The organism is Bradyrhizobium sp. WYCCWR15520 (assembly GCF_056174665.1).
Window position 1 is genome coordinate 1 of the sequence record NZ_JBWBWM010000036.1, and the last position, 24,910, is coordinate 24,910.

Annotated in this window: 26 protein-coding genes and 1 tRNA gene; 20 read left to right on the top strand and 7 right to left on the bottom strand. The window is 62.6% G+C overall.

Going from position 1 to position 24,910, the window contains the following annotated elements; translation table 11 throughout:
• Positions 1 to 305 precede the first annotated feature (305 nt).
• Positions 306 to 995 carry a TetR/AcrR family transcriptional regulator gene (locus AC0QUY_RS32335; RefSeq protein ID WP_475390187.1) on the bottom strand — a complete coding sequence of 230 codons (690 nt, stop codon included), beginning with the start codon at positions 993 to 995 and terminating at the stop codon, positions 306 to 308.
• A gap of 203 nt (positions 996 to 1,198) precedes the next feature.
• Between AC0QUY_RS32335 and AC0QUY_RS32340 the strand changes: the two genes are divergently transcribed.
• The 4 genes from AC0QUY_RS32340 (at position 1,199) to AC0QUY_RS32355 (ending at position 4,934) form a co-directional block, all read left to right on the top strand.
• Positions 1,199 to 2,431, top strand: coding sequence for an acyl-CoA dehydrogenase family protein (locus AC0QUY_RS32340; RefSeq protein ID WP_161855339.1), 1,233 nt, complete (start codon positions 1,199 to 1,201; stop codon positions 2,429 to 2,431).
• 57 nt (positions 2,432 to 2,488) lie between these two features.
• Complete coding sequence (locus tag AC0QUY_RS32345) at positions 2,489 to 3,547, top strand: phosphotransferase family protein (RefSeq protein WP_475390188.1); 1,059 nt, start codon at positions 2,489 to 2,491, stop codon at positions 3,545 to 3,547.
• A gap of 73 nt (positions 3,548 to 3,620) precedes the next feature.
• Positions 3,621 to 4,532, top strand: a complete 912-nt coding sequence (locus tag AC0QUY_RS32350; RefSeq protein WP_475390189.1) for a DMT family transporter — start codon at positions 3,621 to 3,623, stop codon at positions 4,530 to 4,532.
• Positions 4,533 to 4,577: 45 nt separating this feature from the next.
• The gene (locus tag AC0QUY_RS32355; protein ID WP_475390190.1) at positions 4,578 to 4,934 is read left to right on the top strand and encodes an NIPSNAP family protein; all 357 of its coding nucleotides are present in this window, start codon (positions 4,578 to 4,580) and stop codon (positions 4,932 to 4,934) included.
• Between the two features lie 79 nt (positions 4,935 to 5,013).
• Here the strand turns inward: AC0QUY_RS32355 and AC0QUY_RS32360 are convergent, their stop codons facing one another.
• Entirely contained in the window at positions 5,014 to 5,799 is a 786-nt protein-coding gene (locus AC0QUY_RS32360; protein WP_475390191.1) for an SDR family NAD(P)-dependent oxidoreductase, read from the bottom strand.
• A 138-nt stretch (positions 5,800 to 5,937) separates the two neighbouring features.
• On the opposite strand from AC0QUY_RS32360, the gene AC0QUY_RS32365 reads away from it, so the two are divergent.
• Together AC0QUY_RS32365 and AC0QUY_RS32370 are read left to right on the top strand one after the other, a co-directional pair.
• Entirely contained in the window at positions 5,938 to 6,648 is a 711-nt protein-coding gene (locus AC0QUY_RS32365; protein WP_475390192.1) for a histidine phosphatase family protein, read from the top strand.
• Positions 6,649 to 6,736: 88 nt separating this feature from the next.
• On the top strand, positions 6,737 to 7,504 hold the full coding sequence (locus AC0QUY_RS32370) for an SDR family NAD(P)-dependent oxidoreductase (RefSeq protein WP_161855333.1): 768 nt from the start codon (positions 6,737 to 6,739) through the stop codon (positions 7,502 to 7,504).
• 110 nt (positions 7,505 to 7,614) lie between these two features.
• On the opposite strand, the gene AC0QUY_RS32375 is transcribed toward AC0QUY_RS32370, so the two are convergent.
• Positions 7,615 to 8,841, bottom strand: coding sequence for a serine hydrolase domain-containing protein (locus tag AC0QUY_RS32375; protein WP_161855332.1), 1,227 nt, complete (start codon positions 8,839 to 8,841; stop codon positions 7,615 to 7,617).
• 147 nt (positions 8,842 to 8,988) lie between these two features.
• On the opposite strand from AC0QUY_RS32375, the gene AC0QUY_RS32380 reads away from it, so the two are divergent.
• The 6 genes from AC0QUY_RS32380 to AC0QUY_RS32405 all read left to right on the top strand — a co-directional run bounded on the left by AC0QUY_RS32380 (position 8,989) and on the right by AC0QUY_RS32405 (position 13,098).
• Positions 8,989 to 9,064 (top strand) — tRNA-Trp (locus AC0QUY_RS32380).
• 351 nt (positions 9,065 to 9,415) lie between these two features.
• A complete protein-coding gene (locus tag AC0QUY_RS32385) occupies positions 9,416 to 10,249 on the top strand; it encodes a YihY/virulence factor BrkB family protein (protein WP_475390193.1) in 834 nt (277 codons plus the stop codon).
• A gap of 62 nt (positions 10,250 to 10,311) precedes the next feature.
• Positions 10,312 to 11,328 carry a DUF3618 domain-containing protein gene (locus tag AC0QUY_RS32390; protein ID WP_475390194.1) on the top strand — a complete coding sequence of 339 codons (1,017 nt, stop codon included), beginning with the start codon at positions 10,312 to 10,314 and terminating at the stop codon, positions 11,326 to 11,328.
• 11 nt (positions 11,329 to 11,339) lie between these two features.
• Positions 11,340 to 11,951, top strand: a complete 612-nt coding sequence (locus AC0QUY_RS32395; RefSeq protein WP_475390195.1) for a hypothetical protein — start codon at positions 11,340 to 11,342, stop codon at positions 11,949 to 11,951.
• Positions 11,948 to 12,343: a phage holin family protein gene (locus AC0QUY_RS32400; RefSeq protein WP_475390196.1), complete on the top strand. Its 396-nt coding sequence runs from the start codon at positions 11,948 to 11,950 to the stop codon at positions 12,341 to 12,343. The genes AC0QUY_RS32395 and AC0QUY_RS32400 overlap by 4 nt, the downstream gene beginning before the upstream one ends.
• On the top strand, positions 12,340 to 13,098 hold the full coding sequence (locus AC0QUY_RS32405; RefSeq protein WP_475390197.1) for a hypothetical protein: 759 nt from the start codon (positions 12,340 to 12,342) through the stop codon (positions 13,096 to 13,098). The genes AC0QUY_RS32400 and AC0QUY_RS32405 overlap by 4 nt, the downstream gene beginning before the upstream one ends.
• A gap of 63 nt (positions 13,099 to 13,161) precedes the next feature.
• On the opposite strand, the gene AC0QUY_RS32410 is transcribed toward AC0QUY_RS32405, so the two are convergent.
• A complete protein-coding gene (locus AC0QUY_RS32410; protein ID WP_475390198.1) occupies positions 13,162 to 13,347 on the bottom strand; it encodes a hypothetical protein in 186 nt (61 codons plus the stop codon).
• 354 nt (positions 13,348 to 13,701) lie between these two features.
• On the opposite strand from AC0QUY_RS32410, the gene secE reads away from it, so the two are divergent.
• The 5 genes from secE (at position 13,702) to AC0QUY_RS32435 (ending at position 16,775) form a co-directional block, all read left to right on the top strand.
• Complete coding sequence (gene secE, locus AC0QUY_RS32415; RefSeq protein WP_161855327.1) at positions 13,702 to 13,893, top strand: preprotein translocase subunit SecE; 192 nt, start codon at positions 13,702 to 13,704, stop codon at positions 13,891 to 13,893.
• Between the two features lie 20 nt (positions 13,894 to 13,913).
• Positions 13,914 to 14,444, top strand: a complete 531-nt coding sequence (gene nusG / locus AC0QUY_RS32420; RefSeq protein WP_161856757.1) for a transcription termination/antitermination protein NusG — start codon at positions 13,914 to 13,916, stop codon at positions 14,442 to 14,444.
• A gap of 131 nt (positions 14,445 to 14,575) precedes the next feature.
• Positions 14,576 to 15,004, top strand: coding sequence for a 50S ribosomal protein L11 (gene rplK, locus AC0QUY_RS32425; RefSeq protein ID WP_161855326.1), 429 nt, complete (start codon positions 14,576 to 14,578; stop codon positions 15,002 to 15,004).
• 6 nt (positions 15,005 to 15,010) lie between these two features.
• Entirely contained in the window at positions 15,011 to 15,703 is a 693-nt protein-coding gene (gene rplA, locus AC0QUY_RS32430; protein WP_057849146.1) for a 50S ribosomal protein L1, read from the top strand.
• Between the two features lie 118 nt (positions 15,704 to 15,821).
• Positions 15,822 to 16,775, top strand: a complete 954-nt coding sequence (locus tag AC0QUY_RS32435; RefSeq protein WP_475390199.1) for a 2-hydroxyacid dehydrogenase — start codon at positions 15,822 to 15,824, stop codon at positions 16,773 to 16,775.
• Between the two features lie 4 nt (positions 16,776 to 16,779).
• On the opposite strand, the gene sigJ is transcribed toward AC0QUY_RS32435, so the two are convergent.
• The 3 genes from sigJ to AC0QUY_RS32450 are packed head-to-tail and all read right to left on the bottom strand — an operon-like array spanning position 16,780 to position 18,560.
• Positions 16,780 to 17,667, bottom strand: a complete 888-nt coding sequence (sigJ, locus tag AC0QUY_RS32440) for an RNA polymerase sigma factor SigJ (RefSeq protein ID WP_161856756.1) — start codon at positions 17,665 to 17,667, stop codon at positions 16,780 to 16,782.
• Complete coding sequence (locus tag AC0QUY_RS32445; protein ID WP_475390200.1) at positions 17,645 to 18,190, bottom strand: carboxymuconolactone decarboxylase family protein; 546 nt, start codon at positions 18,188 to 18,190, stop codon at positions 17,645 to 17,647. The genes sigJ and AC0QUY_RS32445 overlap by 23 nt, the downstream gene beginning before the upstream one ends.
• Positions 18,183 to 18,560 carry a hypothetical protein gene (locus AC0QUY_RS32450; RefSeq protein WP_475390201.1) on the bottom strand — a complete coding sequence of 126 codons (378 nt, stop codon included), beginning with the start codon at positions 18,558 to 18,560 and terminating at the stop codon, positions 18,183 to 18,185. Before AC0QUY_RS32450 ends, AC0QUY_RS32445 begins: the two co-directional genes overlap by 8 nt.
• Before the next feature lie 629 nt (positions 18,561 to 19,189).
• On the opposite strand from AC0QUY_RS32450, the gene rplJ reads away from it, so the two are divergent.
• The 3 genes from rplJ to rpoB all read left to right on the top strand — a co-directional run bounded on the left by rplJ (position 19,190) and on the right by rpoB (position 24,780).
• A complete protein-coding gene (rplJ, locus tag AC0QUY_RS32455) occupies positions 19,190 to 19,708 on the top strand; it encodes a 50S ribosomal protein L10 (protein WP_161855322.1) in 519 nt (172 codons plus the stop codon).
• Positions 19,709 to 19,762: 54 nt separating this feature from the next.
• Complete coding sequence (gene rplL / locus AC0QUY_RS32460; RefSeq protein WP_161855321.1) at positions 19,763 to 20,140, top strand: 50S ribosomal protein L7/L12; 378 nt, start codon at positions 19,763 to 19,765, stop codon at positions 20,138 to 20,140.
• A 521-nt stretch (positions 20,141 to 20,661) separates the two neighbouring features.
• Positions 20,662 to 24,780: a DNA-directed RNA polymerase subunit beta gene (gene rpoB, locus AC0QUY_RS32465; RefSeq protein WP_161855320.1), complete on the top strand. Its 4,119-nt coding sequence runs from the start codon at positions 20,662 to 20,664 to the stop codon at positions 24,778 to 24,780.
• Positions 24,781 to 24,910 lie beyond the last annotated feature (130 nt).

The following is a 24,910-nucleotide window of genomic DNA, read 5'->3' on the forward strand; positions in this document are numbered from 1 at the left end:
TGCAAAGCCGACAGACCGGTGAACGGGCGGGGTCAAGGCCGCAGCCGCCGTAGGCGGGGGCGCGCCAGCGCCAGCCTTGAGGCCGGCCGATCACCGGGCTACTTCCAGCACAGTTGCTCTGATTGGAGAGGGCGACCAAAGAAGATTGCAAACCTCGGGCAAAACATGTCGCGAGATCGCGAAACTATATCCACCGTCATTGCGAGCCAACGGGTCGGCGCGAAGCGCCGCCCGATGACAGGCTCCGCGAAGCAATCCATTGTCACCTCACACGCGGAAGGATGGATTGCTTCGCTTTCGTCAGCTCAAAGATCCTGTCGGGTCAGCCGCCCCTGCGGCATCGCAGATCGAACGGTCGCCTTCTTCGGCGTCTCGCCACCCGTCAGCGCCATCACCGAGACCGCAACAACGCGATCGACGATGGCATCGACATCATTGAGGTCGCATTGCCCTTCGGACAATCTGGTCAGCCGCTCTTTTTCCCGGATGGTGTGATGCGACATCGCGAGCGCAAAGTGGAGGCCCCAATAGAGATCGGCGTCGTCGCGGCCGGGCATTGCGCGGCGCATCGCGGCGATGAATTTTCGCAAGTGATCGACTTCGCGGTTCTTGATGCGGCGGATCGGCGGCACCGATTCAATGGAGGCGCGGATCATGAACCGCGCCGCGGTCGAGCCTTCGCGGTCGGGGCCGAGGCAGCCGCGCAGGGTAGGGCCGACCAGCGCGTGCAGAATGGCGTCGATCGGGGCGTGGCCGCCGCCCTTTTCCTCGGCAAGCTTCAGCTCATTGAGCCGCTCGCGGTTGGTAGCGAGGCTGCGGGTGACGAACAGCTCGGCTATCAATTCGTCCTTGGAGCCGAAATGATAATTCACCGCGGCGAGATTGACGTTCGCTTCGGCGACGATGTCGCGCAGCGTCACGTCGCCGAAGCCGCGATCGGCGTAAAGCTTCTCCGCGGCGGCAAGGATGGCAGACCGGGTCCGATCGCTCGACATATCTGGTCCCCGTTTGCGGAGTTGCTATTCAAACACTTGTATGAAACTATCGTTTGAAGGGCCGGAAATGTCAACAACGTTTGCGAACGTGTCGCATCTCCAACCAGCCGCACTGTCAGATCCGCAAAATGGCTTGCGGGCCGCGGGTAGCGGGCAGACAGTGCGGCCCAACGGTTTCAGAAGCTAAAGGCGAGGAGCGTCCCATGAACTTCGATATGTCAGAGAAGCAGAAAGATTGGCTGAACCGCGTGCAGGCGTTCATGAAGACGCATGTCCGTCCCGCGGTTCCGATCTACGAGAAGCAGGATGCGGAGGGCCCGCGCTGGAAGGTGATCCCCATCCTCGAGGAACTGAAGAAGAAGGCGAAGGCCGAAGGCCTCTGGAACATGTTCATGCCGCCGAACGCGCATGAGGACGACGAATTCCGCGGCGCGGGATTGACCAACCTTGAATATGCGCTGTTGTCGGAAGAGATGGGCCGCATCTCCTGGGCCTCGGAGGTGTTCAATTGCTCCGCCCCCGATACCGGCAACATGGAAGTGTTCATCCGCTACGGCACCAAGGAGCAAAAGCGGAAGTGGCTGCGGCCGCTGATGGACGGCGAAATCCGCTCCGCCTTCCTGATGACCGAGCCCGCGGTGGCGTCATCGGACGCGACCAACATTGAGACGCGGATCGAAAAAGATGGCGACCACTATGTCATCAACGGCCGTAAATGGTGGTCGTCGGGTGTCGGCGATCCCCGCTGCAAGATCGCGATCCTGATGGGCAAGACCGATCCGAACGCGGCGAAGCACCAGCAGCAGTCGCAGATCCTGGTGCCGCTCGACACGCCCGGCATCAAGGTGGAGAAGATGCTGCCGGTGTTCGGCTTTGACGACGCGCCGCACGGTCACGCCCAGGTTCTGCTGGAAAACGTTCGCGTGCCGAAAGAAAACATCCTGCTCGGCGAAGGCCGCGGCTTCGAGATCGCGCAGGGCCGCCTCGGTCCTGGCCGTATCCATCATTGCATGCGCACCATCGGCAAGGCCGAGGAGGCGCTGGAGAAGATGGTGAAACGGCTGGCCTCGCGCACCGCGTTCGGCAAGAAGATCATCGAGCACTCGGTGTGGGAGCAGCGCATCGGCGAAGCCCGCGCCGATATCGAAATGAATCGCTTGCTGTGCCTCAAGGCCGCCGACATGATGGACAAGGTCGGCAACAAGACCGCGCAGGCCGAGATTGCGATGATCAAGGTCACCGCCCCCAATATGGCGCTGAAGATTATCGACAACGCTATTCAAGCTTACGGCGGTGGCGGTGTCTCCGACGATGCCGGCCTGGCACGGGATTATGCCCATATCCGTACGCTCCGCCTGGCGGACGGTCCGGACGAGGTGCACAATCGCGCCATTGCCAGACTTGAACTTCGGAAGTATGCAAACGCTACTCACTAACGGGAGAGCCATCGATGGCGCTCCCCAAAGTCTAAGAAGAATTAAGGGAGCGTCATCGTGGCGGACGGCGTCAGGAAAGACGAAGAGTTCTCGGGCACCAAGGAAGTTGAGGAGCGTCATCGTATTGATGAGGCGAGCCTCGATCGCTGGATGCGCGAGCATGTCGAAGGCTACCAGGGACCGCTGAAAGTCCTGCAGTTCAAGGGCGGTCAATCCAATCCGACCTACAAGCTCGAAACGCCGGCACGATCCTATGTGATGCGCCGAAAGCCGTTCGGTAAATTGCTGCCGTCGGCGCATGCAGTCGATCGCGAGTTCCGCGTTATCGCGGCGCTGGGCAAGCAGGGCTTTCCGGTCGCAAAGGCCTATGCACTGTGCACCGATGACACCGTGATCGGCGCGGCCTTCTACATCATGTCGATGGAAGACGGCCGGGTGTTCTGGGACCCGACCCTGCCGAGTCAGACGCCGGATGCGCGCCGAAAAATCTTCACCAGCAAGATCGAGACGCTGGCAAAACTCCACGTCTTCAATCCCGAAGCAATCGGGCTCGGCGATTTCGGCAAGCCCGGCAATTATTTCGCGCGCCAGATCGATCGCTGGACCAAGCAATACCGGGCGTCCGAGACGCAGCACATTCCTGAATTCGAGAAGGTGGCCGAGTGGCTGCCGCGAACGGTCCCTGAGCAGAAGCGCGTCTCGATCGTCCATGGCGACTACCGCCTCGACAACATGATTTTCCATGCGACGGAACCGCGGGTGCAGGCGGTGCTGGACTGGGAGCTGTCGACGCTCGGCGATCCCATGGCCGACTTCACCTATCTGTTGATGCAGTGGACCATGCCGGGGCTCGCCAACGCCGATCTCAAGGCGCTGAACATTCCGAGCGTGGAGGAGGCTGCGCAGATCTACTGCGATGTGACTGGCATGGAAGTGCCTGACCTCAACTGGTACTTCGCCTACAACATGTTCCGCCTCGCAGGCATCACGCAGGGTATCGCCGGACGTATCCGCGACGGCACCGCTGCCAACGCCAAGGCGCTGGAATCGGCGGCGCGCACCGTGCCGCTGTCGAAATCTTCCTGGGAATACGCTCAGAAGGCCGGCGCGAGCTAGAGCAGTAGAAGGCGGTTTTCCGAAAACAATGGGATGATCATGATGCGATTGATCGCATCATGATCTGATTGAATTGGCACTCTCCCCGAATATTCGCGGCAGCCTGCTCATGGCAGTATCCATGGCGGCGTTCACCACGAACGACTCCATCACAAAGGTGGTGTCGTCCGAGATGAACTTCGGCCAGGTGATGCTGGTGCGCGGGCTGTTCGCGATCGTCCTGGTCGCGGTATTCGCCTGGCAGCAGGGCGCGCTGCGTCCGCTGCACACGCTGATGGTGAAGCCGGTCGCGCTGCGCGTGTTCGGCGAGATCGGCGGCACGATCTCGTTCATGGCGGCGCTCGCGCATCTGCCGCTTGCCAACACTTCGGCGATCTTCCAGGCGCTGCCGCTCGCGATCACGCTCGGTGCTGCCGTGATCTTCCGCGAGCCGGTCGGCTGGCGGCGCTGGTCGGCAATCGCCGCGGGCTTCATCGGCGTGCTCATTATCGTGCGGCCGGGACTTGCCGGCTTCAGCCAGTACTCGCTGTTCGCACTGGTGTCGGTCGCGTTCTGCGCGCTGCGTGACCTTGCGACCCGGAAGATTCCGGCCAAGATCCCGTCGCTGTTCATTACGTTGCTGACCGCCGTGACAGTGACGACGGCCGGCGGCGTCATCCTCGTTCCGCTCGGGGGCTGGACGCCGCCATCCGCCAGCGCGCTCGGCCTGCAGGCGCTGGCCGCGGTGCTGCTCCTGATCGGCTATCAATGCATCATCTCGGCGCTGCGCACCGGCGACATCTCGGCGGTGGCGCCGTTCCGCTATTCCGCGCTGCTGTGGGCGATGATGCTCGGCTATCTCGTATTCGGCGACATACCCGACGCGATGATGGTGACGGGAGCTGCGATCATCGTTGCCTCCGGCCTCTACGCCTTCTACCGCGAGCGCATCCGCCACCGCGCGCTGGCGGCGGAATCATCCGGCCTGCCGCCCGACGGCTTGTGATTGCATCATGGGAGCCCATATCTCCGAAGCTGAGTGGAGATGGTCATGATTCAGCAACTGCGTATCTACGAAATATTCGAGAAGAACAAGGCCGCGTTCCACGCCCGCTTTCGTGATCACGCCGCGCGCATCATGCAAACCAGATATGGTTTCCGGATCGTCGCGATGTGGGAAACCAAATTCGGCGACAGAACCGAGTTTGCCTATCTGCTGGAATGGCCGGACGAGGCGGCCAAGACGGCTGCATGGTCAGCTTTCATGGCCGATACCGAATGGTCCGACATCAAGCGCGTGACGCATGCGGAACATGGCCTGATGGTCGGCCAGATCGAGGACCGCTTGCTGGCGCCAACAGACTATTCGCCGGCGATAGGCAGGAGCCTTCTTGCGGCATCAGCGTAGAGAATCAGTCTCGTGTCCCGGACGCGGTGCGGCACGAAACGACGCGCGGCCGCGCCACGTCCGGACGACGAGAACGTCGCTAAACCGGCTTGCCCGTATACGGCATCGAGGCGGTGAGGCCGCCGTCGACCGGGATCGCCTGGCCGTTGACGTAGGAGGCGTCGTCGCTGGCAAGGAACAATCCCATCGCCGCGAGTTCATGCGGCTGGCCGGCGCGCTTGAGCGGATTGAGCTGGCCGATCTTGTCGGAGGTGCCGCGCTCCTTGGCGCGGTCGAACACCGGCTTGGTCATGCCGGTCTCGATCAGGCCCGGGCACACGGCGTTGATACGAACGCCGGTGCCGGAGAGCGAATAGGCGGTGGTCTGCACCAGGCTGATGACGCCGGCCTTGCTGGCGCCGTAAGGATGCCCGCTGGCGCCGGCCTTCAGCCCAGCGACGGACGCCGTGCAGACGATCGAGCCGGACTTCTGCCGGATCATGTGCGGCATCGAATGCTTGATCGCCAGGAACGGGCCGATCAGGTTGACGCGCAACACCTCCTGCCAGTGCTCGACGGTCTGCTCGGCCAGCGGCACCAGCCCGCCGCTGACGCCGGCATTAGCCCAGATCGCATCGAGCCTGCCATATTTCGCGACCGCCTTGTCGATGAACGCCTTCACGTCGGCTTCCGAACCGGCATCGGCCATGACCGCTTCGACCGTGCCGCCGGCGTCGCCGACGAGTTTGGCGGTCTCCGTCACGCCCTCGGTCTTGTCGACGATGATGAGCTTCGCGCCTTCCCTGGAGAACAGCACCGAGGCTGCGCGCCCGATGCCGCTGCCCGCGCCGGTGATGATGACGGATTTGCCTTCGAGGCGGCCCATGAGTCTCTCCCTGATAGCTATGCGCTTAGGCGTCTGCCGCCTTGCGGAATTCAAACAAGATTTCAAACGTCAGATTCACTTGAGACGATGCGTGCTCTGACGTACAGCGACAACGAACAGTATTGAAGGGGCGTTGCGATGTCCAATGCAGACAAACCGCTGATAATCACGACGCGATGGTGGTGGATTCGCCATGCGCCGGTGCGCGAAGATAACGGCTGCATTTACGGACAGAAGGACCTCGGCTGCGACACCAGCGACCGCGTCGTGTTCGAGGCAGTCGGAAAAATCCTGCCGCGTAATGCAGTCTGGTATGCAAGCAATCTGAAGCGCACGCACCAGACTGCCGATGCGATCTGGGCCGCGGGCTTTCCGAAGCCCTCGCAAATGCCCCACGTAAATGCGTTCGCCGAACAGCATCTCGGTGAGTGGCAGGGCCTCAATCGTGCAGCGTTCCTCGCCAGCCGCGCTGTCGGCCGTAACTGGTTCGCTGAGATCGACGAGGTCCCGCCCGGCGGCGAAAGTTTTATGAACCTCTATGACCGCACCTGCGGCGCGATCGAACGCATCAATGCCGAACAGGTGGGCAGGGACATCGTCGTGGTTGCGCATGGCGGCACGATCAGGGCCGCGGTCGGGTTTGCGCTCGGCGGTCAGCCGGAAAAAGGTCTCGCCTTCGATATCGACAATTGTTCGGTGACGCGGCTCGATCATCTCTCAAGCGCGGGCCAAAGTTTCTGGCGGCTGCCGATGGTCAATCAGCAGCCTTGGATCGCGGACGCTTCGCACAACGCCATGCATCAGCCGGCCGGGCCGGAGATCGAACCGCCATCGACAAAACTAGCCTGATGCCCGGTTGTCGAAAACTGCAAACGCTGCTTAGTTCGAATTCAAGACGAAGCCGGCATCGCGCTGGGTCAACATTTGGGAGAGAGACATGAGCTTGTTCGATATGACCGGGAAAGTCGCCGTCATCACCGGCTCCACGCGCGGCATCGGCCGCGCTATCGCCGAGCGCATGGCCGAGCACGGCGCCAAGGTCGTGATCTCCTCGCGAAAGCAGGACGTCTGCGACCAGGTCGCCAAGGAGGTCAACGACAAGTTTGGCAAGGGGACGGCGGTCGCGATCGCCGCAAACATCTCGAACAAGGAAAATTTGCAGAACCTCGTTGACGAATCCAACCGCGCCTTCGGCAAGATCGACGTGCTGGTGTGCAACGCCGCGTCCAATCCCTATTACGGTCCGCTTGGCGGCATTTCCGACGACCAGTTCCGAAAAATCCTGGACAATAACATTGTCGCCAACAACTGGCTGATCAACATGGTGGTGCCGCAGATGATCGAGCGCAAGGACGGCTCGATCGTGATCGTGTCCTCGATCGGCGGCCTGAAGGGCTCGACCGTGCTCGGCGCCTACGCGATCTCGAAAGCCGCCGACATGCAGCTCGCGCGCAATCTCGCCTGCGAATACGGCAAGCACAACATCCGCGTGAACTGCATCGCGCCCGGCCTGATCAAGACCGATTTTGCCAAAGCGCTGTGGGACAACCCGGAGACGCTGAAGGCCTCCACGGCGCGTTCGCCGCTATTGCGCATCGGCGTGCCGGATGAGATAGCGGGCGCCGCGGTGCTGATGGGATCGAAGGCCGGCGACTTCATGACCGGCCAGACCATCGTGATCGACGGCGGGGCGACGATCAGTTGAGATTGGCTCGTCATTCCGGGGCGCGCGCTAGCGCGAACCCGGAATCTCGAGATTCTCTGGTGCGCAAGTGCGCACCAGAGTTCAGCCCTGCGGGCTGCCCCGGAATGACGCTAGTCGACCGCGGCGTAGACCAGATCCCGTAACATGTTGCGGATATATTCGCGCTGGCCGGGACCTTGCATCATGAACACGGTGAACAGGTCCTCGGCAGGATCTATGAAGAAGAACGTGCCGGCCATCCCGCTCCAGAAGAACTGGCCGAGCGAGCCCGGGAACGGGGCGATGCCCCGATGGGTACGAACGGCGAAGCCGAGGCCGAAACCATGGCCGGGCGGCATCAGCGGCGAGTCGACCTTCACGTTCGGCGAGAGATGATCCGACGCCATCAGCTCCAGCGTCTTGCGGCCGATGATCCTGACGCCGTCGAGTGAGCCGCCATTGAGCAGCATCTGGCAGAACCGCGCATAGTCCATAGTGGTCGAGACCAGCCCGCCGCCGCCGGATTCCATCGCGGGCTTCTCCAGCATGTTGAAGAGTTGCACCTTGTCGCCGTTCCAGGGATCAATCGGGAACGCCTCGGCGAGGCGGCCGGCATTGGTTTCCGATGTATGGAACGCAGTCTCTGCCATCTGCAGCGGCGCCAAAATGCGTTCGGTCAGGAAGGCGCCGAGCGACTTGCCGGAGACGACCTCGATGATGCGGCCGAGCACGTCGGTCGAGCGGCTGTAATTCCATTCCGCGCCCGGCTGGCAGATCAGCGGCATGCCGGCGATCATGGTGGCGTGCTCGGCATTGGTGATCTTGCGGCTGCGCAGCCGCGACTGCTGGTAGAGCTTTTGGACCAGGCCGTTGCCGGTGTGGTCGTAGGTCAGGCCCGAGGTGTGCCGCAGCAAGTCCTGAACCGTCATCTGCCGCTTCACCGGGACGAGGTCGAGCTTGCCGTTATTCTCGACGCCAACCTTCTGCTCGGCAAACTCCGGAATGAATTTGGCGACGGGATCACCCAGGATGAAGTGGCCGTCCTCGACGAGCATCATGATGCCGACCGAGACGATCGGCTTGGTCATCGAGAAGATGCGAAAGATGCTGTCATGGGCCATCGGCGCGCTGGCGGCCGGGCTCTGGCGGCCGATCGCGTCGAACCAGCCGATCTGGCCGCGCCGCGCCACCATGACCGTGGCGCCGGGGAGGGTGCCCTTGTCGATCTCGCGCTTGAAGGCGTCCGACAACCGCTGCAATCGCGTCGTCGAGAGCCCGATCGTTTCCGGCTTGGCGTCGGGGAGAGGTGGGGTCTGGAGGGCGGATGTCTGCCGGGCGGCGGCGGTCTGCGCGTTCATGGTCTCTCCCGTTGCGCTTGTTGTTTATAAGATCAAGTCTGGAGCAGAAGGCGTGCTTTGGGTAGGGCGGAAGCCGCTTCGCCCTTGCATTCAGGGTATGCCCTATGCTTGAAACGGCACGAACCGACGCACGCGCCGGTTCCCTGCAGGAGTGTAGCTCAATTGGTAGAGCACCGGTCTCCAAAACCGGGGGTCGCAGGTTCGAGCCCTGCCACTCCTGCCAGCTAAATCAAACACTTAAGCTGATTTTGACGGCGCCGGCATTTATCTGCCGCGCGTTCAATTCATGTCCCGCATCGCGCGGCGCCGACGGCTGATCCTCTCCCCACCGGGCCGGGCGGCTGGCGGTCGGTGCGATTTGTCCACAGCGGACGGGCTGAGGTGGCGGCGGGCCGTTCTCCACGCGCCACGACGCCAGGCGGCGGTGCGGCGCGATGGTTGCAAGGTTCGCGTCGACGGCAGGCGCCTCTGGCCCTATCGGCGAGTTTTGATGCGGTAAGGAAACCTTCCGCGAGCTCCACCCGTTGCAGCACTGTCCAGGCTTGCTGCGCATTGGAGGAGGTCAGCGCAGGTCATGGGAACGTTGTGGCGGATATTGAAGGCCGCCGTCTCGGGCTTTGTGGCCAACGACGCCTTGAGCCGGGGAGCTTCCATTGCCTTCTACGCCGCCACGTCCCTGGCACCCGTGCTCCTTATTGTCGTTGCGGTCGCCGGCCTCGCGTTCGGGCAGGACGCGGCTCGCGCCGCCATCAGCGACGAACTCGGCCGGCTGCTGGGGCCGACCGGCGCCGACTTCATTAAATCCATCCTGGCGCGATCCAGCGATCCGACCTCCGGCGCGACTGCGACCGTCGTCGGGCTCGTCACGGTGCTGGTCACGGCATCCGGTGTGTTTGGCGAGATGCGCACGGCATTGAACGCAACGTTCAAGGCCAAGCCGACGGACGAGCCAATCCTCTCCTTGATCCGAAGCCGGGCGGCCAGTCTCGGGCTCGTCGCTGCATTGGGCTTCATGCTGATCGTCTCGCTGGCCGCGAGCGCTGCTCTGTCGGCCCTGGAACAATGGTCTGTCGGCACGGTGGTGCTCGGCGCGCTTAACACGGTCCTGTCGCTCGGTATCTTCACGCTACTGTTCGCAGCGATCTACAGGGTGCTACCGGATGCGACGCTCTACTGGCGTCACCTTCTGCTGGGCGCTTTTGTCACAGCCCTGCTGTTCACCGCCGGAAAATCGCTGATCGGATGGTATCTCGGTCAGGCGGCTCCGAACTCGACCTATGGCGCCGCGGGTTCGCTGATCGTCCTGATGTTCTGGGTCTACTACTCCGCACAGATCTTCCTGTTCGGCGCCGAGCTGACGAAGGCAATCGATGACGCGCGTAATCCTACGGCGTCCGAGGAGCGTTAGGAACCATTCAATAGCGCCTGAGTTCGCTTCAAAACGACACGAACCTAAAGGGCGGTGACGACATGACACGATCCGTAGAGGAGCTACGACGGGATTCCGAGCAGAGCCGTACAGAGCTTGCGGCAACCGTCGACAGGTTGAGGGAACAGATTGCCGATACGGCAGAAGACATCCGCTACAAGGTCTCGCCGGAGCACATCAAGGCCGAGGTATCCGGCTTCATCAGTCACAAGACCCATAGCTGGCTGGATGCGCTGAAGCAGCAGGCCATGGACAATCCGATGCAGGCGATCGCCGCCGGCACAGCGATTGCCGTCCCCGCGCTACGTCTGGTTCGCGGTTTCCCATTGCCGCTCCTGATGATCGGCGCTGGTCTTGCGCTGACCTCGAAGACCGTCCGCGATCGCGCTGCGGAGGCAGCGGAGCCTGCCATTGAGAAGGTGAGGGAGGCCATGGACGAGACGGTGGAGCGCGCGCAGTCCCTCCGTGATGGCATGAAGAACGCGATGTCACACGCGGAGCGTCAGGCCGTCGGCATGGCCGATGAGGCGCAGCAAGCCGCGGGCGAAATGGCAGATGCGGCGAGCGGAATGACTGGTGACCTGAAGGATCGCGCGACGCAGGCTGCCGATGCCATGACTAACAAGGTCAGGTCCGGCATGGATGCCGCCGCCGAAATGGCAAAGGAGAGAATGGAGCGCGTTCGATCCACGGCGACGAATGCTCCGGCGACGGCGAGCAAGGTGATCCGGGACAACGCCGCGTTGATCGGCGGGCTGGGGGTGGCGATCGGCGCGATCCTTGCCGCTTCCCTCCCGAGCACCACGGCCGAGGCCCGCGTGGTCGGTAGAGCGAGCGATCGGGTCAAGCGCGCTGCCGGCTCTGCCGCGCAATCCGGATTCGAGGCCGGCAAAGACGCGGTGTTCTCAGCTGCCGAAGCTGCAGCGAAAACTATCTCCGACGCCGACCTCGGTGAACACGCCAGCCGCATCACCGAAGGCGTAACCGAGAGACTTAAAGAAGTGGCCGACGATGTCGTGACGACGGCCTTCGATCCTTCCCGAAACCCGAACAGCTAATAGAGGCCGTCATGAGCGATATGGATCTTAATACCCGCAACAAGAATTTTTCCCAGAACCAGAATACCGGCTCATCCCAGAACCTGAAGGATCAGGTGGCGGATGCGGGCGCTGAAATCAAACAGCGTGCTGGCGATGTTCTGAGGGAATCGACTGACACCGCCCGCGATACATTCAAGGAGGCGGCTGATGCCGCCAAGGACGCTGCGGCTGGAGCTGCGGATCGTTTCCAGGACCAGGCGCGTGAACAACAGCGTAGCGGAGCGGATTTCGTCGGCCGGTTGGCCGGCGATATCAGGAATGCGGCCCGCGCGTTCGAAAATGACGTACCATTCGCAGCGCGGGGCATTAATTCAGCCGCCGAATATGTCGACGAGGCTGCGGAGAAAATCCGCAACGGAAGCTTCCGCGATCTCGTCGATGGCGCGACCGACTTCGCAAAGCGTCAGCCTGCTGCGTTTCTGGGGCTGTCGGTGTTGGCCGGTTTCGCGGCTGTCCGCTTCCTGAAGGCATCGGGGGGTGCGAGCCCTTCAAGTCAGGGCTCATCATCTTCGTACACGTCATCCACGTACAACCCGTCGTCACCCTACAGCTCGGGATCCTACAAGAGTGAGGCGTCATGAGTACGAAAACCGATATTCGAACGATCTCGCATCTCTTCGGTGACGCGCTGTCGCAATTTGCAAAACTGTTCCAGAACGAGGTCGATCTCGCCAAGGCCGAACTTGGCGAAAAGGTTCAGCAAATCGGCAGCGCCGTCGGCCTCATTGCGGCCGGCGCCGTTCTGGTCATTCCCGCGATCGTCATGGCGCTGTTTGCGCTATCCGCGGCCTTGATCGCCGGCGGATGGTCGCAGCCGGTCTCCTATCTGATCTCCGCGATCATTGCCGCGGTGCTCGCAGGCATCTTGTTTGCGGTCGGGATGAACCGGCTCGACGCACGTCATCTGGCGCCGCGTGAAACGCTGCGTCAGCTTGAAAAGGACAAGGACACCGTGAAGGGAATGGTGCGATGAGCGGCTCACAAGAGAGTTTCATAGATAGTCTAACCACGGCGGCCCGTGACAACCCGCTCGCTGCGGCTTTGATCGGAGGCGGCGCGCTGTGGCTGCTGATCGGTAGCGACAAACTGAAGAGCGCCGCCGGCTCGGTGACGTCAGTGGCCGCGCCGCTCGCCGATCTCGGCGCGCGCGCCCAGAGGTCAGCGGCTTCCAGCTGGGAAGACTGGGAAGACGCCTACGGCTCCATGCGCAAGCGCGCTTCTCGGATGCGGGACGAGGCCTCGCGCGGCGGCATCAACGAAACGGTGCGCAATGCCGGAACGGCCGCTTCCGACGCGATGTCGGGCGCAGCCGAAACGGTGGGTGAGCGGTTCGAGGAAGGCGTGGCTGGCGCGCGGGACATGTTCGATCGGCTGGGTCGGGCGTTGCCGCGGAAAGAGACCTTCATGCAGGCGCAATCATCGCTTTCCGACCTGCTGGAACGGCAACCGCTGGTTCTCGGAGCCGTCGGCGTTGCAATCGGCGCCACAGTGGCCGGCGCCCTGTCCAGGTCCGGTGTCGAGGATGAGTGGGTAGGGAACCTGAGTGACAGCCTGAAGGCCGACCTGAAGGAGCGTGCCGGGGCCGTGTCGCAAAGTGTCCAAGAGGCTTCCGATACACTGAAAGCCGAGCTCTCGGACGCCGGGGCCGAATATGCCGACCGGGTCCAACAGGCCGGCCGGGACGCGCTGGACGCCGCCCGCGAAAAGGTCAGGTCGAACGGTACTTGAGCGGAAAATACAAATCGTCAACGAATCAATGGCTTGTCTGGATTTTCTATGATTCAGCCAGAGCTAGCCAAAGAACGCCGTGAGGACCGCAAGATCCGATCGCGCCGGGGCCTCGCCGCGCAGATCGGCGTCGATCACGCGCCGGCATGCATCCACCGTGAAGGTATCGCCGAGGTCGTTTGCCGCGTCGAGAACGGTCCAGGCCGTCTCGCCCGCGGGACTTTCCAGGTCTTGGCCTAACAATGCCATGGTCATCTCGCCCCTGTGGAGCATCCAGAATAGCTGAGAGCTTTTAAAAACCAGATCGTGGTCTAGTGAGCATTTGAGCCAAGGCGGTACCCGGGATTAACCACTGGCATCCGGCCCGTTTTCCCGCCGGCCGGGGCCCCGCGCGTCCCGTATCTTGACCTTTTGCCCGGTCGGCAGTAGATACGCGCCACCTGCTGCCGGCCCGCTAGATGCGGATATCCGGCGCGGCTTTGGATTCCCCCGAACAATCGAGCCCGCTTGGCGGCTCATCCTTCGAGAGAGGGCTGGGCGCAAGAGGGCTGTTCGGATTCGCTTTAAATCTCAATCGTCTCACGAAGGACGCGGTAACCAACGATGGCTTTCAGCCCGTTCAAATTCCTGCAGGAAGTGCGCTCGGAGACCGCCAAGGTCACCTGGCCGACACGCCGTGAGGTGACGATCACCACGATCATGGTGTTCGTGATGGTTGCGCTGGCTTCGATCTTCTTCTTCGTGGCGGACTTGATCATCCGCTACGTCGTCACTTTCCTGTTGGGCGTCCACTGATGAGCACCGGAACCCTTACGATGGACAAGCGCTGGTATATTGTTCACGCCTATTCGAATTTCGAGAAGAAGGTCGCGGAATCGATCCGCGAGCAGGCCAAGCAGCGCGGGCTCGAGGAACTGTTCGAACTGGTACTGGTGCCGACCGAAAAGGTCACCGAAGTGCGCCGCGGCCGCAAGATCGACGCCGAGCGCAAGTTCTTCCCGGGCTACGTGCTGGTGAAGATGAAGCTGACCGACGAGGCGTTCCATCTCATCAAGAACACGCCCAAGGTGACCGGCTTCCTCGGCGCCGAAAACAAGCCGATGCCGATCTCCGAATCCGAGGCGATGCGGATCCTGCATCAGGTGCAGGAGGGCGTCGAACGTCCGAAGGCGTCGGTGTCGTTCGAAATCGGCGAGAACGTGCGGGTGGCCGATGGCCCGTTCGCCTCGTTCTCCGGCGTGGTTGAAGAAATTGACGAGGCGCGTTCGCGCGTGAAGGTCGCGGTGTCGATCTTCGGCCGCGCCACGCCCGTCGAACTGGAATTCGGTCAGGTCGAGAAGGTCTGATCGGAAAAGCGCGAGGCCTTGGCTTCGCGTGAATGAGGCCGTGGGAGGGAGAGGGCGGTCGCCAACCGCTCCTGAACCGAACCACGGAACCTGAACCAGCCGGCGACCTGCCGGCGCAACAGGAGTGATACATGGCAAAGAAAGTGACCGGATACCTGAAGCTTCAGGTCCCGGCCGGTGCGGCGAATCCTTCGCCCCCGATCGGCCCCGCGCTTGGTCAGCGCGGTCTCAACATCATGGAATTCTGCAAGGCGTTCAACGCTCAGACGCAGAAGGAAGAAAAGAACACCCCGATCCCGGTGATCATCACCATCTATGCGGACCGTTCCTTCACCTTCGAGATGAAGACGCCGCCGATGTCCCACTTCCTCAAGCAGGCCGCCAAGATCCAGTCCGGCTCGAAAGCCCCGGGCCGCGACAAGGCCGGCAAGGTGACGAAAGCGCAGGTGCGCGAGATCGCCGAGAAAAAGATGAAGGATCTCAATTGCGATTCCATCGAATCGGCCATGAAGATGGTCGAGGGCTCCGCCCGTTCGATGGGTCTGGAAGTTGCGGGGTAACGGACCATGGCAATCGGAAAACGTTTGAAGAAGGTCCGCGAAGGCATCGATCGCGAAAAGCTCTATCCGCTCGCGGATGCCATCAAGATGGTCAAGGAGCGCGCCACCTCGAAGTTCGACGAGACGATCGAGATCGCGATCAATCTCGGCGTCGACCCGCGTCACGCCGACCAGATGGTTCGCGGCGTCGTCAACCTGCCGAACGGCACCGGCCGCACCTTGCGCGTCGGCGTGTTCGCCCGCGGTGCGAAAGCGGAAGAAGCCAAGGCTGCGGGTGCTGACGTCGTCGGTGCCGAAGACCTGGTCGAGAAGGTGCAGGGCGGCAACATCGATTTCGATCGCTGCATCGCCACTCCCGACATGATGCCGCTGGTCGGCCGCCTCGGTAAGGTGCTCGGCCCGCGCGGCATGATGCCGAATCCGAAGATCGGCACCGTGACCATGGACGTCACCTCCGCCGTGAAGGGCGCCAAGGGCGGCTCGGTCGAATTCCGCGTCGAGAAGGCCGGCATCGTGCAGGCCGGCGTCGGCAAGGCGTCGTTCTCCGAGGAAAAGCTGGTGCAGAACGTGAAGGCGCTTGCCGATGCGGTGTCGAAAGCAAAGCCCGCGGGCGCCAAGGGCACCTACATCCAGCGCGTGGCGGTCTCCTCCACCATGGGCCCGGGCGTCAAGGTCGAGCCGGGCACGCTGCTCGGCTAAGGCTTTGCCGTTGACGTAAATAATAAAGGGCGGAATCGGGTGACCGATTCCGCCCTTTGCGTTTGCTATCGGTTTTGCGTAATCGTCGGCCGGCCGGACTTGCCAAGAAAGAAGAACAATGCCCGAGAAAGTCCTGATCTATTCGCGTTTTCCCAAAGCCCAGATGGAGCGCTTCGGCCAGCGCTATGAATTGCTGAACGCGGCCGGCAAGGCGCCCAATGAGGTGTTCGCGGCCGATCAGCTCGCGGATATTCGTGCGCTGATCACCGCAGGCGCTACGTCGCTTCGCGGTGAAGCGATGGACATGATGCCGAAATTGGGCGCGATCGTCTGCTACGGCACCGGCTATGACGGCGTCGATCTGGCGGCGGCGGCGAAGCGCAGGATCGCGGTCGGTCACAGCCCGGGCGCGAATGCGGCCTCGGTCGCCGACATCGCGGTCACGCTGATGCTGGCAGCCACGCGGCGGTTGCTCGTGGCGGATGACTATGTGCGGGGCGGGAGCTGGGCGGCGGCAAAGCCGTCGCCGATGATGCGCCCGCAAGCCGGCATGCTCGGTCGCAAAATCGGCGTCTACGGCATGGGCGAGATCGGCCGCAAGATCGCGGCGCGGGTGGCCGCGTTCGAAACCGAGGTCGGCTATTTCAGCCGCAGCAAGCACGACGTTCCCTATCAATATTTTCCGACGCTCGATGCGCTGGCCGAATGGTGTAGTGTCCTGATGATCGCGGTGCGGGCGGGCGCGGAAACCAATCACGCGGTCGATGCCAATATCCTGCGCAAGCTTGGCAAGGACGGCTACGTCATCAACATTTCGCGCGGCTCGGTGATCGACCAGCCGGCGCTGATCGCGGCGCTGTCCGACCAGACCATCGGCGGCGCCGGCCTCGACGTCTACGCCAAGGAGCCGCATGCGCCTGACGCGCTGACGGCGCTGCCCAATGTCGTGCTGTCACCGCATATCGGCGGCCATACGCTGGAGTCGCATGTGGCGATGCAGGATTGCGTGCTGGCCAATCTCGATGCCTTCTTCGCCGGCAAGCCACTGCCGTATGCGGTGCCGCTCGGCTGACGCGTCAGTGCGCTGCTGCGGGCGGCAGGTGCCGCAGCTTGTCCGGGTTGCGAACGACATAGATCGCGGCGATTTTCTCGCCTGATATCGCCATGCTCAGGGTGAGATCGAGTTCGCCGTCCAGAAAGAGCAGGGCGCCAGCGGCGCCGTTGATGGCAGCCGGCTCGATGCGGAAATCCTGGCCGGCGATCTTGCCGGCAAGGCCGATGAAGAAGCGCGCGACCTTGTCGGCGCCGATGATCGGGTTGAGCGCGGCGAACTTGCGGCCGCCGCCATCCGTGATCGCCACCGCATCCTCGCGCAGCAACTCGGCAAGCTGCCTGACATTGCCGCTAGCAACCGCATCGCTGAAAGCCTGCAGCAGGCGCGCGTGACTGTCCGGCGTTGCCGCGGGTGCCGGGCGATCGTCGCGCACCGCGCGGCGGGCCCGCGATGCCAGTTGCCGGCAGGCCGCCTCGCTGCGGTCGAGCATGGCGGCGATTTCGGGAAACGGCGTATCGAAGACGTCGTGCAGCAGGAAGGCCGCGCGCTCCAGCGGCGACAGCCGATCCAGCGCCAGCAGCAGCGCGAACGACAGGTCGTCGGCCAGTTCTGTAGCGGCGTCGGCCGACAGGCCCTCGGCATCGAACACCGGCTCGGGAAGCCAAGGCCCGACATAGATCTCCCGTTGTGCTTTCGCGCTCTTCAGGCGATCGAGACAAAGCCGCGTCACGACGGTGACGAGAAAGGCTTCCGCATTGTGAACGTCCTGCGCGCCGGTAAATCGCAGATAGGCGTCCTGCACGACGTCTTCGGCGTCGCTGCGGCTGCCGAGCATGCGATAGGCGAGCCCGAGCAGACGCCCGCGATGGGGCGCCAGCGGGTCGTGATCATGCGGCCTGTTTGACGACATCAACATCGTGCCCGCTCACCGAGACGCGGCGGCACTCCTTGGCATAACCGAGCCCGGCCTTCACCATCGGAAACATGCGGCCGAGCTGCAGCGCCATTGTCAGGTCTATTACGCCCTTGGGGTCCCATTGGGCCGTGACGGCGTCGCGAAATTCGTCGTCATCCGTCGAGCGGCGCACCACGGCATCGGCAAAGCGGAACCCGAGCATGGTCGCGTCATTCATCGCGCGCGGATCGCGGCGAAGTACCGCTTCGATCTGGTCCTTGGCCATGCCGGCCTCCAGCGCCATGTCGACAACGAGCTGGGTACAAGGGCCGCAATCCTCCGCCAGCGCGCCGACGATCTTGGCGGCGAAGCTGGCATCGGCCGGGACCACCTCGCGGTGGGCGGCCGCCTTCATGAGGGGCGCGAACTTGAAGAGGGCGGCAGGCGATTCGTTCAGCATCATTTCGAGATAGCTGACGTCGTAACCATAGCGCCTGGCGAATGCACGCAAACTGCGGCGGGCGATCCAACTACGCATGTTGTTCTCCTTGGTTGGGGAAGGCGGAATAGAGGGCGGCTGCGGCGGGCAGAACGATCGCGAGAAGGTCGAAGGCGGGGTAATGGGCGTGGCCGCCGACTAGGATCGCCACGTGGAGCAGGGCGTGAACGACCAGGAATCCGGCGCCCGCAACGGCCGCCGGCCAGTACCTTGGCCGCCATGCCCGAGCGGCCAGCGCAAGACCGGCGACGAGGAAGGCGGCACCGATGTCCTGGACGAAATGTGGGTTGAAGGGGCCGGTATCCGGCACCCCCGGCACGGTTTGATACCAGAACGGGCCGGCGACCAGCATGACCAGCCCGTTCAGAACCGTCGGTATCGCAAGAATCGCTGCCAACTGACGCCGCATCGGGAGCCTCCTGGGGCAAAGACGAGCCAGGCGGCCCCGGTGTGACGGAACCGGTCAAAAAAATTTCGGGGGCAAACCGGAAATTTTTCTCCGGCCGGGCCGGCAAACTGGTGTGAATTTTGCTCTTGGCAAAAAGGCCAAGACCCGTTAAAGAACGGCTTCCGGGCGTGCTGGCCATTGCTGGCATCGTCTGTGCTCGCATTCCGAAAACCCGACACGGTAGGAGATCATTCCTTTCAGGACGTCCGCATGGATTGCTCGAAAGGAAGGAAACCTGATCGTTTCGTGGAATGCGGCAGGGGTCCTTCGGCTTGCCGAACGGCCTCGATCCTGTCCGAGACTGCAGGCGCTCGCGAAGAAACGCAAGTTCTTCAACGGCTTAATTTTACAGCCTGCATAGACGGGTGAAGACCGGATTTTGCTTTAACGCCGCCTCTCGCGGCGCCATGGCTGATTTGGTTCGAACCTCGACACCCCGCGCCATCTGGTTCGGGAGGGCAGGCTTTTCAAATGTCGTCTGCCCGGCGTGTCCTAGAGACTGGTGTCTAGAGGTCAGGTTTTGGGCGAGACGATGGGTGCAACCCGGCGGTCTTGCTCTTGCGAAGGCCGCCAACCGGAGAGAGCTTGCTGTGGAAAGAGCGGCAAAAAAGGACGCGGTTGAGGCGTTGAACGGGGTCTTCAAGACCACGAGCGTCGCAGTCGTCGCCCACTATTCCGGCCTCACCGTGGCCCAGATGCAAAAGCTGCGTACGCAGATGAAGCAGGCGGGCGCGTCGGTGAAGGTCTCGAAAAACCGTCTCGCCAAAATTGCTCTTGAAGGCACTGACGTCGTTGCCATCGGTTCCCTGCTGAAGGGACCGACCGTGATCGCCACTTCAAACGATCCGGTAGCGGCGCCGAAGGTTGCCATGGAATTCGCCAAGGCGAACGAAAAGTTCGTCATTCTTGGCGGTTCGATGGGTAAAACCGTCCTGGATGTGAACGGCGTGAAGGCGCTTGCCTCGCTGCCGTCACTCGATGAACTGCGCGGAAAGCTTGTCGGCCTCCTGGTGGCGCCGGCGACCAAGATCGCCCAGCTCTCGACTGCGCCTGCGGCCAAGCTCGCGCGCGTCATTCAGGCTCATGCCTCAAAGGGCGAAGCGGCCTGACCCTTCGCTAATCTCAAACCTGGTTCGAAACCAAACGTTTAAGGAAATAGATCAATGGCTGACTTGCAGAAAATCGTCGACGACCTCTCGAGCCTGACCGTGCTCGAAGCCGCCGAACTCGCCAAGCTCCTCGAAGAAAAGTGGGGCGTTTCCGCCGCTGCCGCCGTCGCGGTTGCCGGTCCCGCGGGTGGTGGCGCCGCCGCCGCTCCGGCTGAAGAGAAGACCGACTTCACGGTCGTTCTCGCCGCTGCCGGTGACAAGAAGATCGAGGTCATCAAGGAAGTCCGCGCCATCACCGGCCTGGGCCTCAAGGAAGCCAAGGACCTCGTCGAAGGCGCTCCGAAGCCGCTGAAGGAAGGCGTGAACAAGGAAGAAGCCGACAAGATCAAGGCCCAGCTCGAAAAGGCTGGCGCGAAGGTGGAATTGAAGTAAGCGAAGCTTGCTTCAATTCCATCCCCGGACAAGCGAGGCGCAAGCCGAGTGCGATCCGGGGATCTGCCAAGGACGTGGATGGCCGGGACAAGCCCGGCCACGACGAAAGTGGCGGGATCTGTGCAAAGTTCGTGCGATGGGGTAACCCGGAACACGGCGTACACAAAAAAGTGTGGGGATTCGCGGGGTTAGCTCCTCGAATCTCCACGTTTCCGCCCCATATCGGAGCGGCAGCAGGAAAACGCGGTAGGCGGCGGGGGCAGCAGGGTTCCCGGCGTAAGCCGTTGGGAGACAGTCAGATTTCGGGCTTTCTCAGTCCGTGAAGTGATCAGTTGTGACGGGCGGGTGCGTCATGCGCCCCGCGCGTCGTTTTGCGTTTTGAAGGTCTAAGGTGCGGGTTCAGGACTTAATTCCTGAAAGTGGGCTTTGTTCCTTTGAGCGATTCGACATTCAACCCGGGGGCGATGGCAGTCGCGCTTCGGAAGGTTCGCCCACAAGGGCGACGAAAATGAGAGGCCACGATGGCGCAGCAGACATTCACCGGTCGCAAACGCGTTCGCAAGTTCTTCGGACATATCAAGGAAGTTGCCGAGATGCCGAACCTCATCGAGGTTCAGAAGGCGTCGTACGACCAGTTCCTGATGGTCGACGAACCCCAGGGCGGTCGGCTGGACGAGGGTCTGCAGGCGGTGTTCCGGTCGGTATTCCCGATCTCGGATTTCTCGGGCACCTCGATGCTGGAATTCGTCCGCTACGAATTCGAGCCGCCCAAATATGACGTCGACGAGTGCCGCCAGCGCGGCATGACCTATGCTGCGCCGCTGAAGGTGACGCTGCGCCTGATCGTGTTCGATATCGACGAGGAAACCGGCGCCAAGTCAGTCAAGGACATCAAGGAGCAGGACGTCTACATGGGCGACATCCCGCTCATGACCATGAACGGTACCTTCGTCGTCAACGGCACCGAGCGCGTCATCGTCTCCCAGATGCACCGTTCGCCGGGCGTGTTCTTTGACCACGACAAGGGCAAGACGCATTCGTCCGGCAAGCTGTTGTTTGCCGCGCGCGTAATTCCGTATCGCGGTTCCTGGCTCGACATCGAGTTCGACGCCAAGGACATCGTGTTCGCGCGCATCGACCGCCGCCGCAAGATCCCCGTGACCTCGTTGATGTACGCGCTCGGTCTCGACGGCGAGACGATCCTGTCCACCTTCTACAAGAAGATCAATTACAAGCGCGCCAAGGAAGGCTGGCGCGTGCCGTTCGACGCCTCGCGTTTCCGCGGCTACTCGACCATCAACGACCTGATCGACGCCGACACCGGCAAGGTCGTGCTCGAGGCCGGCAAGAAGCTGACGGTTCGCGCGGCGCGCCAGTTGCAGGAAAAGGGCCTGAAAGCCCTGCGCCTGTCGGATGAAGAGCTGATCGGCAATTACCTTGCCGAGGATCTCGTCAATCCTAAGACCGGTGAAATCTACGCCGAAGCCGGCGAGGAACTCACCGAGAAGTCGCTGAAGGCGCTGAACGAGCAGGGCTACAAGGAACTGCCGCTGCTCGACATCGACCACGTCAATGTCGGCGCCTACATCCGCAACACGCTGAATGCTGACAAGAACATGACGCGTGAAGACGCGCTGTTCGACATCTATCGCGTGATGCGTCCGGGTGAGCCGCCGACGATCGATTCGGCCCAGACCATGTTCCAGTCGCTGTTCTTCGACGCCGAGCGTTACGACCTGTCCGCGGTCGGCCGCGTCAAGATGAACATGCGCCTTGAGCTCGACGCGCCCGACACCCATCGTACCCTGCGCAAGGAAGATATCCTGGCCGTCATCAAGACGCTGGTCGACCTGCGCGACGGCAAGGGTGAGATCGACGACATCGACCATCTCGGCAACCGTCGTGTGCGTTCGGTCGGCGAATTGATGGAGAACCAGTACCGCATCGGTCTGCTTCGCATGGAGCGCGCGATCAAGGAGCGCATGTCCAGCGTCGATATCGACACCGTGATGCCGCAGGACCTGATCAACGCCAAGCCGGCGGCTGCCGCGGTGCGCGAGTTCTTCGGCTCCTCGCAGCTCTCGCAGTTCATGGACCAGACCAACCCGCTGTCGGAGATCACCCACAAGCGCCGTCTCTCGGCGCTTGGCCCGGGCGGTCTGACCCGCGAGCGCGCCGGCTTCGAGGTGCGCGACGTGCATCCGACGCATTACGGCCGTATCTGCCCGATCGAGACGCCGGAAGGTCCGAACATCGGCCTGATCAACTCGCTGGCGACGTTCGCGCGCGTCAACAAATACGGCTTCGTCGAGACGCCCTATCGCAAGGTGAAGGACGGCCGCGTCACCGACGAGGTCGTGTATCTCTCGGCGATGGAGGAGGGCCGCTATCGCGTCGCGCAGGCCAACGTGCCGCTCGACGCCAAGGGCCGCTTCACCGAAGACCTGATCGTCTGCCGTCACGCCGGCGAAGTGCTGCCGATCACGCCTGATAAGGTCGACTATATGGACGTGTCGCCGAAGCAGCTCGTTTCGGTCGCCGCGGCGCTGATCCCGTTCCTCGAGAACGACGACGCCAACCGCGCGCTGATGGGCTCGAACATGCAGCGCCAGGCGGTGCCGCTGGTTCGCGCCGAGGCGCCGTTCGTCGGCACCGGCATGGAAGGCGTTGTGGCCCGTGACTCCGGTGCTGCGATCGCCGCCCGCCGCTCCGGCGTGATCGACCAGATCGACGCGACCCGCGTCGTGATCCGCGCCACCGAAGATCTCGATCCCACCAAGTCGGGCGTCGATATCTACCGGCTGATGAAGTACCAGCGCTCCAACCAGTCGACCTGCATCAACCAGCGTCCGCTGGTGAAGGTCGGCGACATCGTCAAGAAGGGCGACATCATCGCCGACGGCCCGTCGACCGATCTCGGCGAGCTCGCGCTCGGCCGCAACGTGCTGGTCGCGTTCATGCCGTGGAACGGCTACAACTTCGAAGACTCGATCCTGCTCTCCGAGCGGATCGTGAAGGACGACGTCTTCACCTCGATTCACATCGAGGAGTTCGAGGTGATGGCCCGCGACACCAAGCTCGGACCTGAGGAAATCACCCGCGACATTCCGAACGTCTCGGAAGAAGCGCTGAAGAACCTCGACGAAGCCGGCATCGTTTACATCGGCGCGGAAGTGCGCGCCGGTGACATCCTGGTCGGCAAGATCACGCCGAAGGGCGAAAGCCCGATGACGCCGGAAGAAAAGCTCCTGCGCGCCATCTTCGGCGAAAAGGCTTCCGACGTCCGCGACACCTCGCTCCGTGTGCCGCCTGGCGTGCAGGGCACCATCGTGGAAGTGCGCGTGTTCAACCGTCACGGCGTCGACAAGGATGAGCGTGCGCTGGCGATCGAGCGGGAAGAGATCGAACGTCTGGCCAAGGACCGCGACGACGAACAGGCGATCCTCGACCGCAACGTCTACGGCCGCCTCGCGGAGCTGCTGGAAAACCGCCAGGGCATCGCGGGTCCCAAGGGCTTCAAGAAGGACACCAAGATCACGCGCGCCGTGCTCGATGAGTATCCGAAGTCGCAGTGGTGGATGTTTGCATCCCCGAACGACAAGCTGATGGCCGAAATCGAGGCGATGCGGAAGCAGTACGACGAATCGAAGAAGGGCCTTGAACAGCGCTTCCTCGACAAGGTCGAAAAGCTGCAGCGTGGTGACGAACTGCCGCCCGGCGTGATGAAGATGGTCAAGGTCTTCGTCGCGGTGAAGCGCAAGATCCAGCCCGGCGACAAGATGGCCGGCCGTCACGGCAACAAGGGCGTGGTGTCCAAGATCGTTCCGATCGAGGACATGCCGTTCCTCGAGGATGGCACGCACGCGGACATCGTGCTCAACCCGCTCGGCGTGCCCTCGCGCATGAACGTCGGCCAGATTCTGGAGACGCATCTCGGCTGGGCCTGCGCCGGCCTCGGCAAGCGCATCGGCCAGACCATCGACGGCTATTATCAGAAGCAGGATCTCAAGCCGCTGCGCGAGACCCTGAAGAAGATCTATGGCGACGATGAAACCATCAAGTCGCTGAACGACAACGAGCTGATGGAGCTTGGCAAGAACCTGAGCCACGGCGTGCCGATCGCAACGCCGGTGTTCGACGGCGCCAAGGAAGCCGACATCGAGGAGATGCTGAAGCTCGCGGGCTTCGACGCCTCCGGCCAGTCGACCGTCTATGACGGCCGCACCGGCGATGCCTTCGATCGCAAGGTGACGGTGGGCTACATCTACATGCTCAAGCTGCACCATCTGGTCGACGACAAGATCCACGCGCGTTCGATCGGTCCGTACTCGCTCGTCACCCAGCAGCCGCTGGGCGGCAAGGCGCAGTTCGGCGGTCAGCGCTTCGGCGAAATGGAGGTGTGGGCGCTGGAAGCTTACGGCGCGGCCTACACGCTGCAGGAAATGCTGACCGTGAAGTCGGACGACGTCGCCGGCCGTACCAAGGTGTACGAGGCGATCGTGCGCGGCGACGACACGTTCGAGGCGGGTATCCCGGAATCGTTCAACGTGCTGGTCAAGGAAATGCGCTCGCTCGGCCTCAACGTCGACCTGCACAATTCCAAGATGGGACCGGCGCCGACATCAGAGGCGGCCGAGTAACGCCGAAAGTTCCATGTCCGGCCCGTGCGCGAAGACAGCTTCGCAGATGGGCCGGACATTCGCGCTCCGCTCGGACGTTGAGCGGGGCGCGGGCCAAGAAGAATTTCGAATTTGCTGCCGGTGACGATCG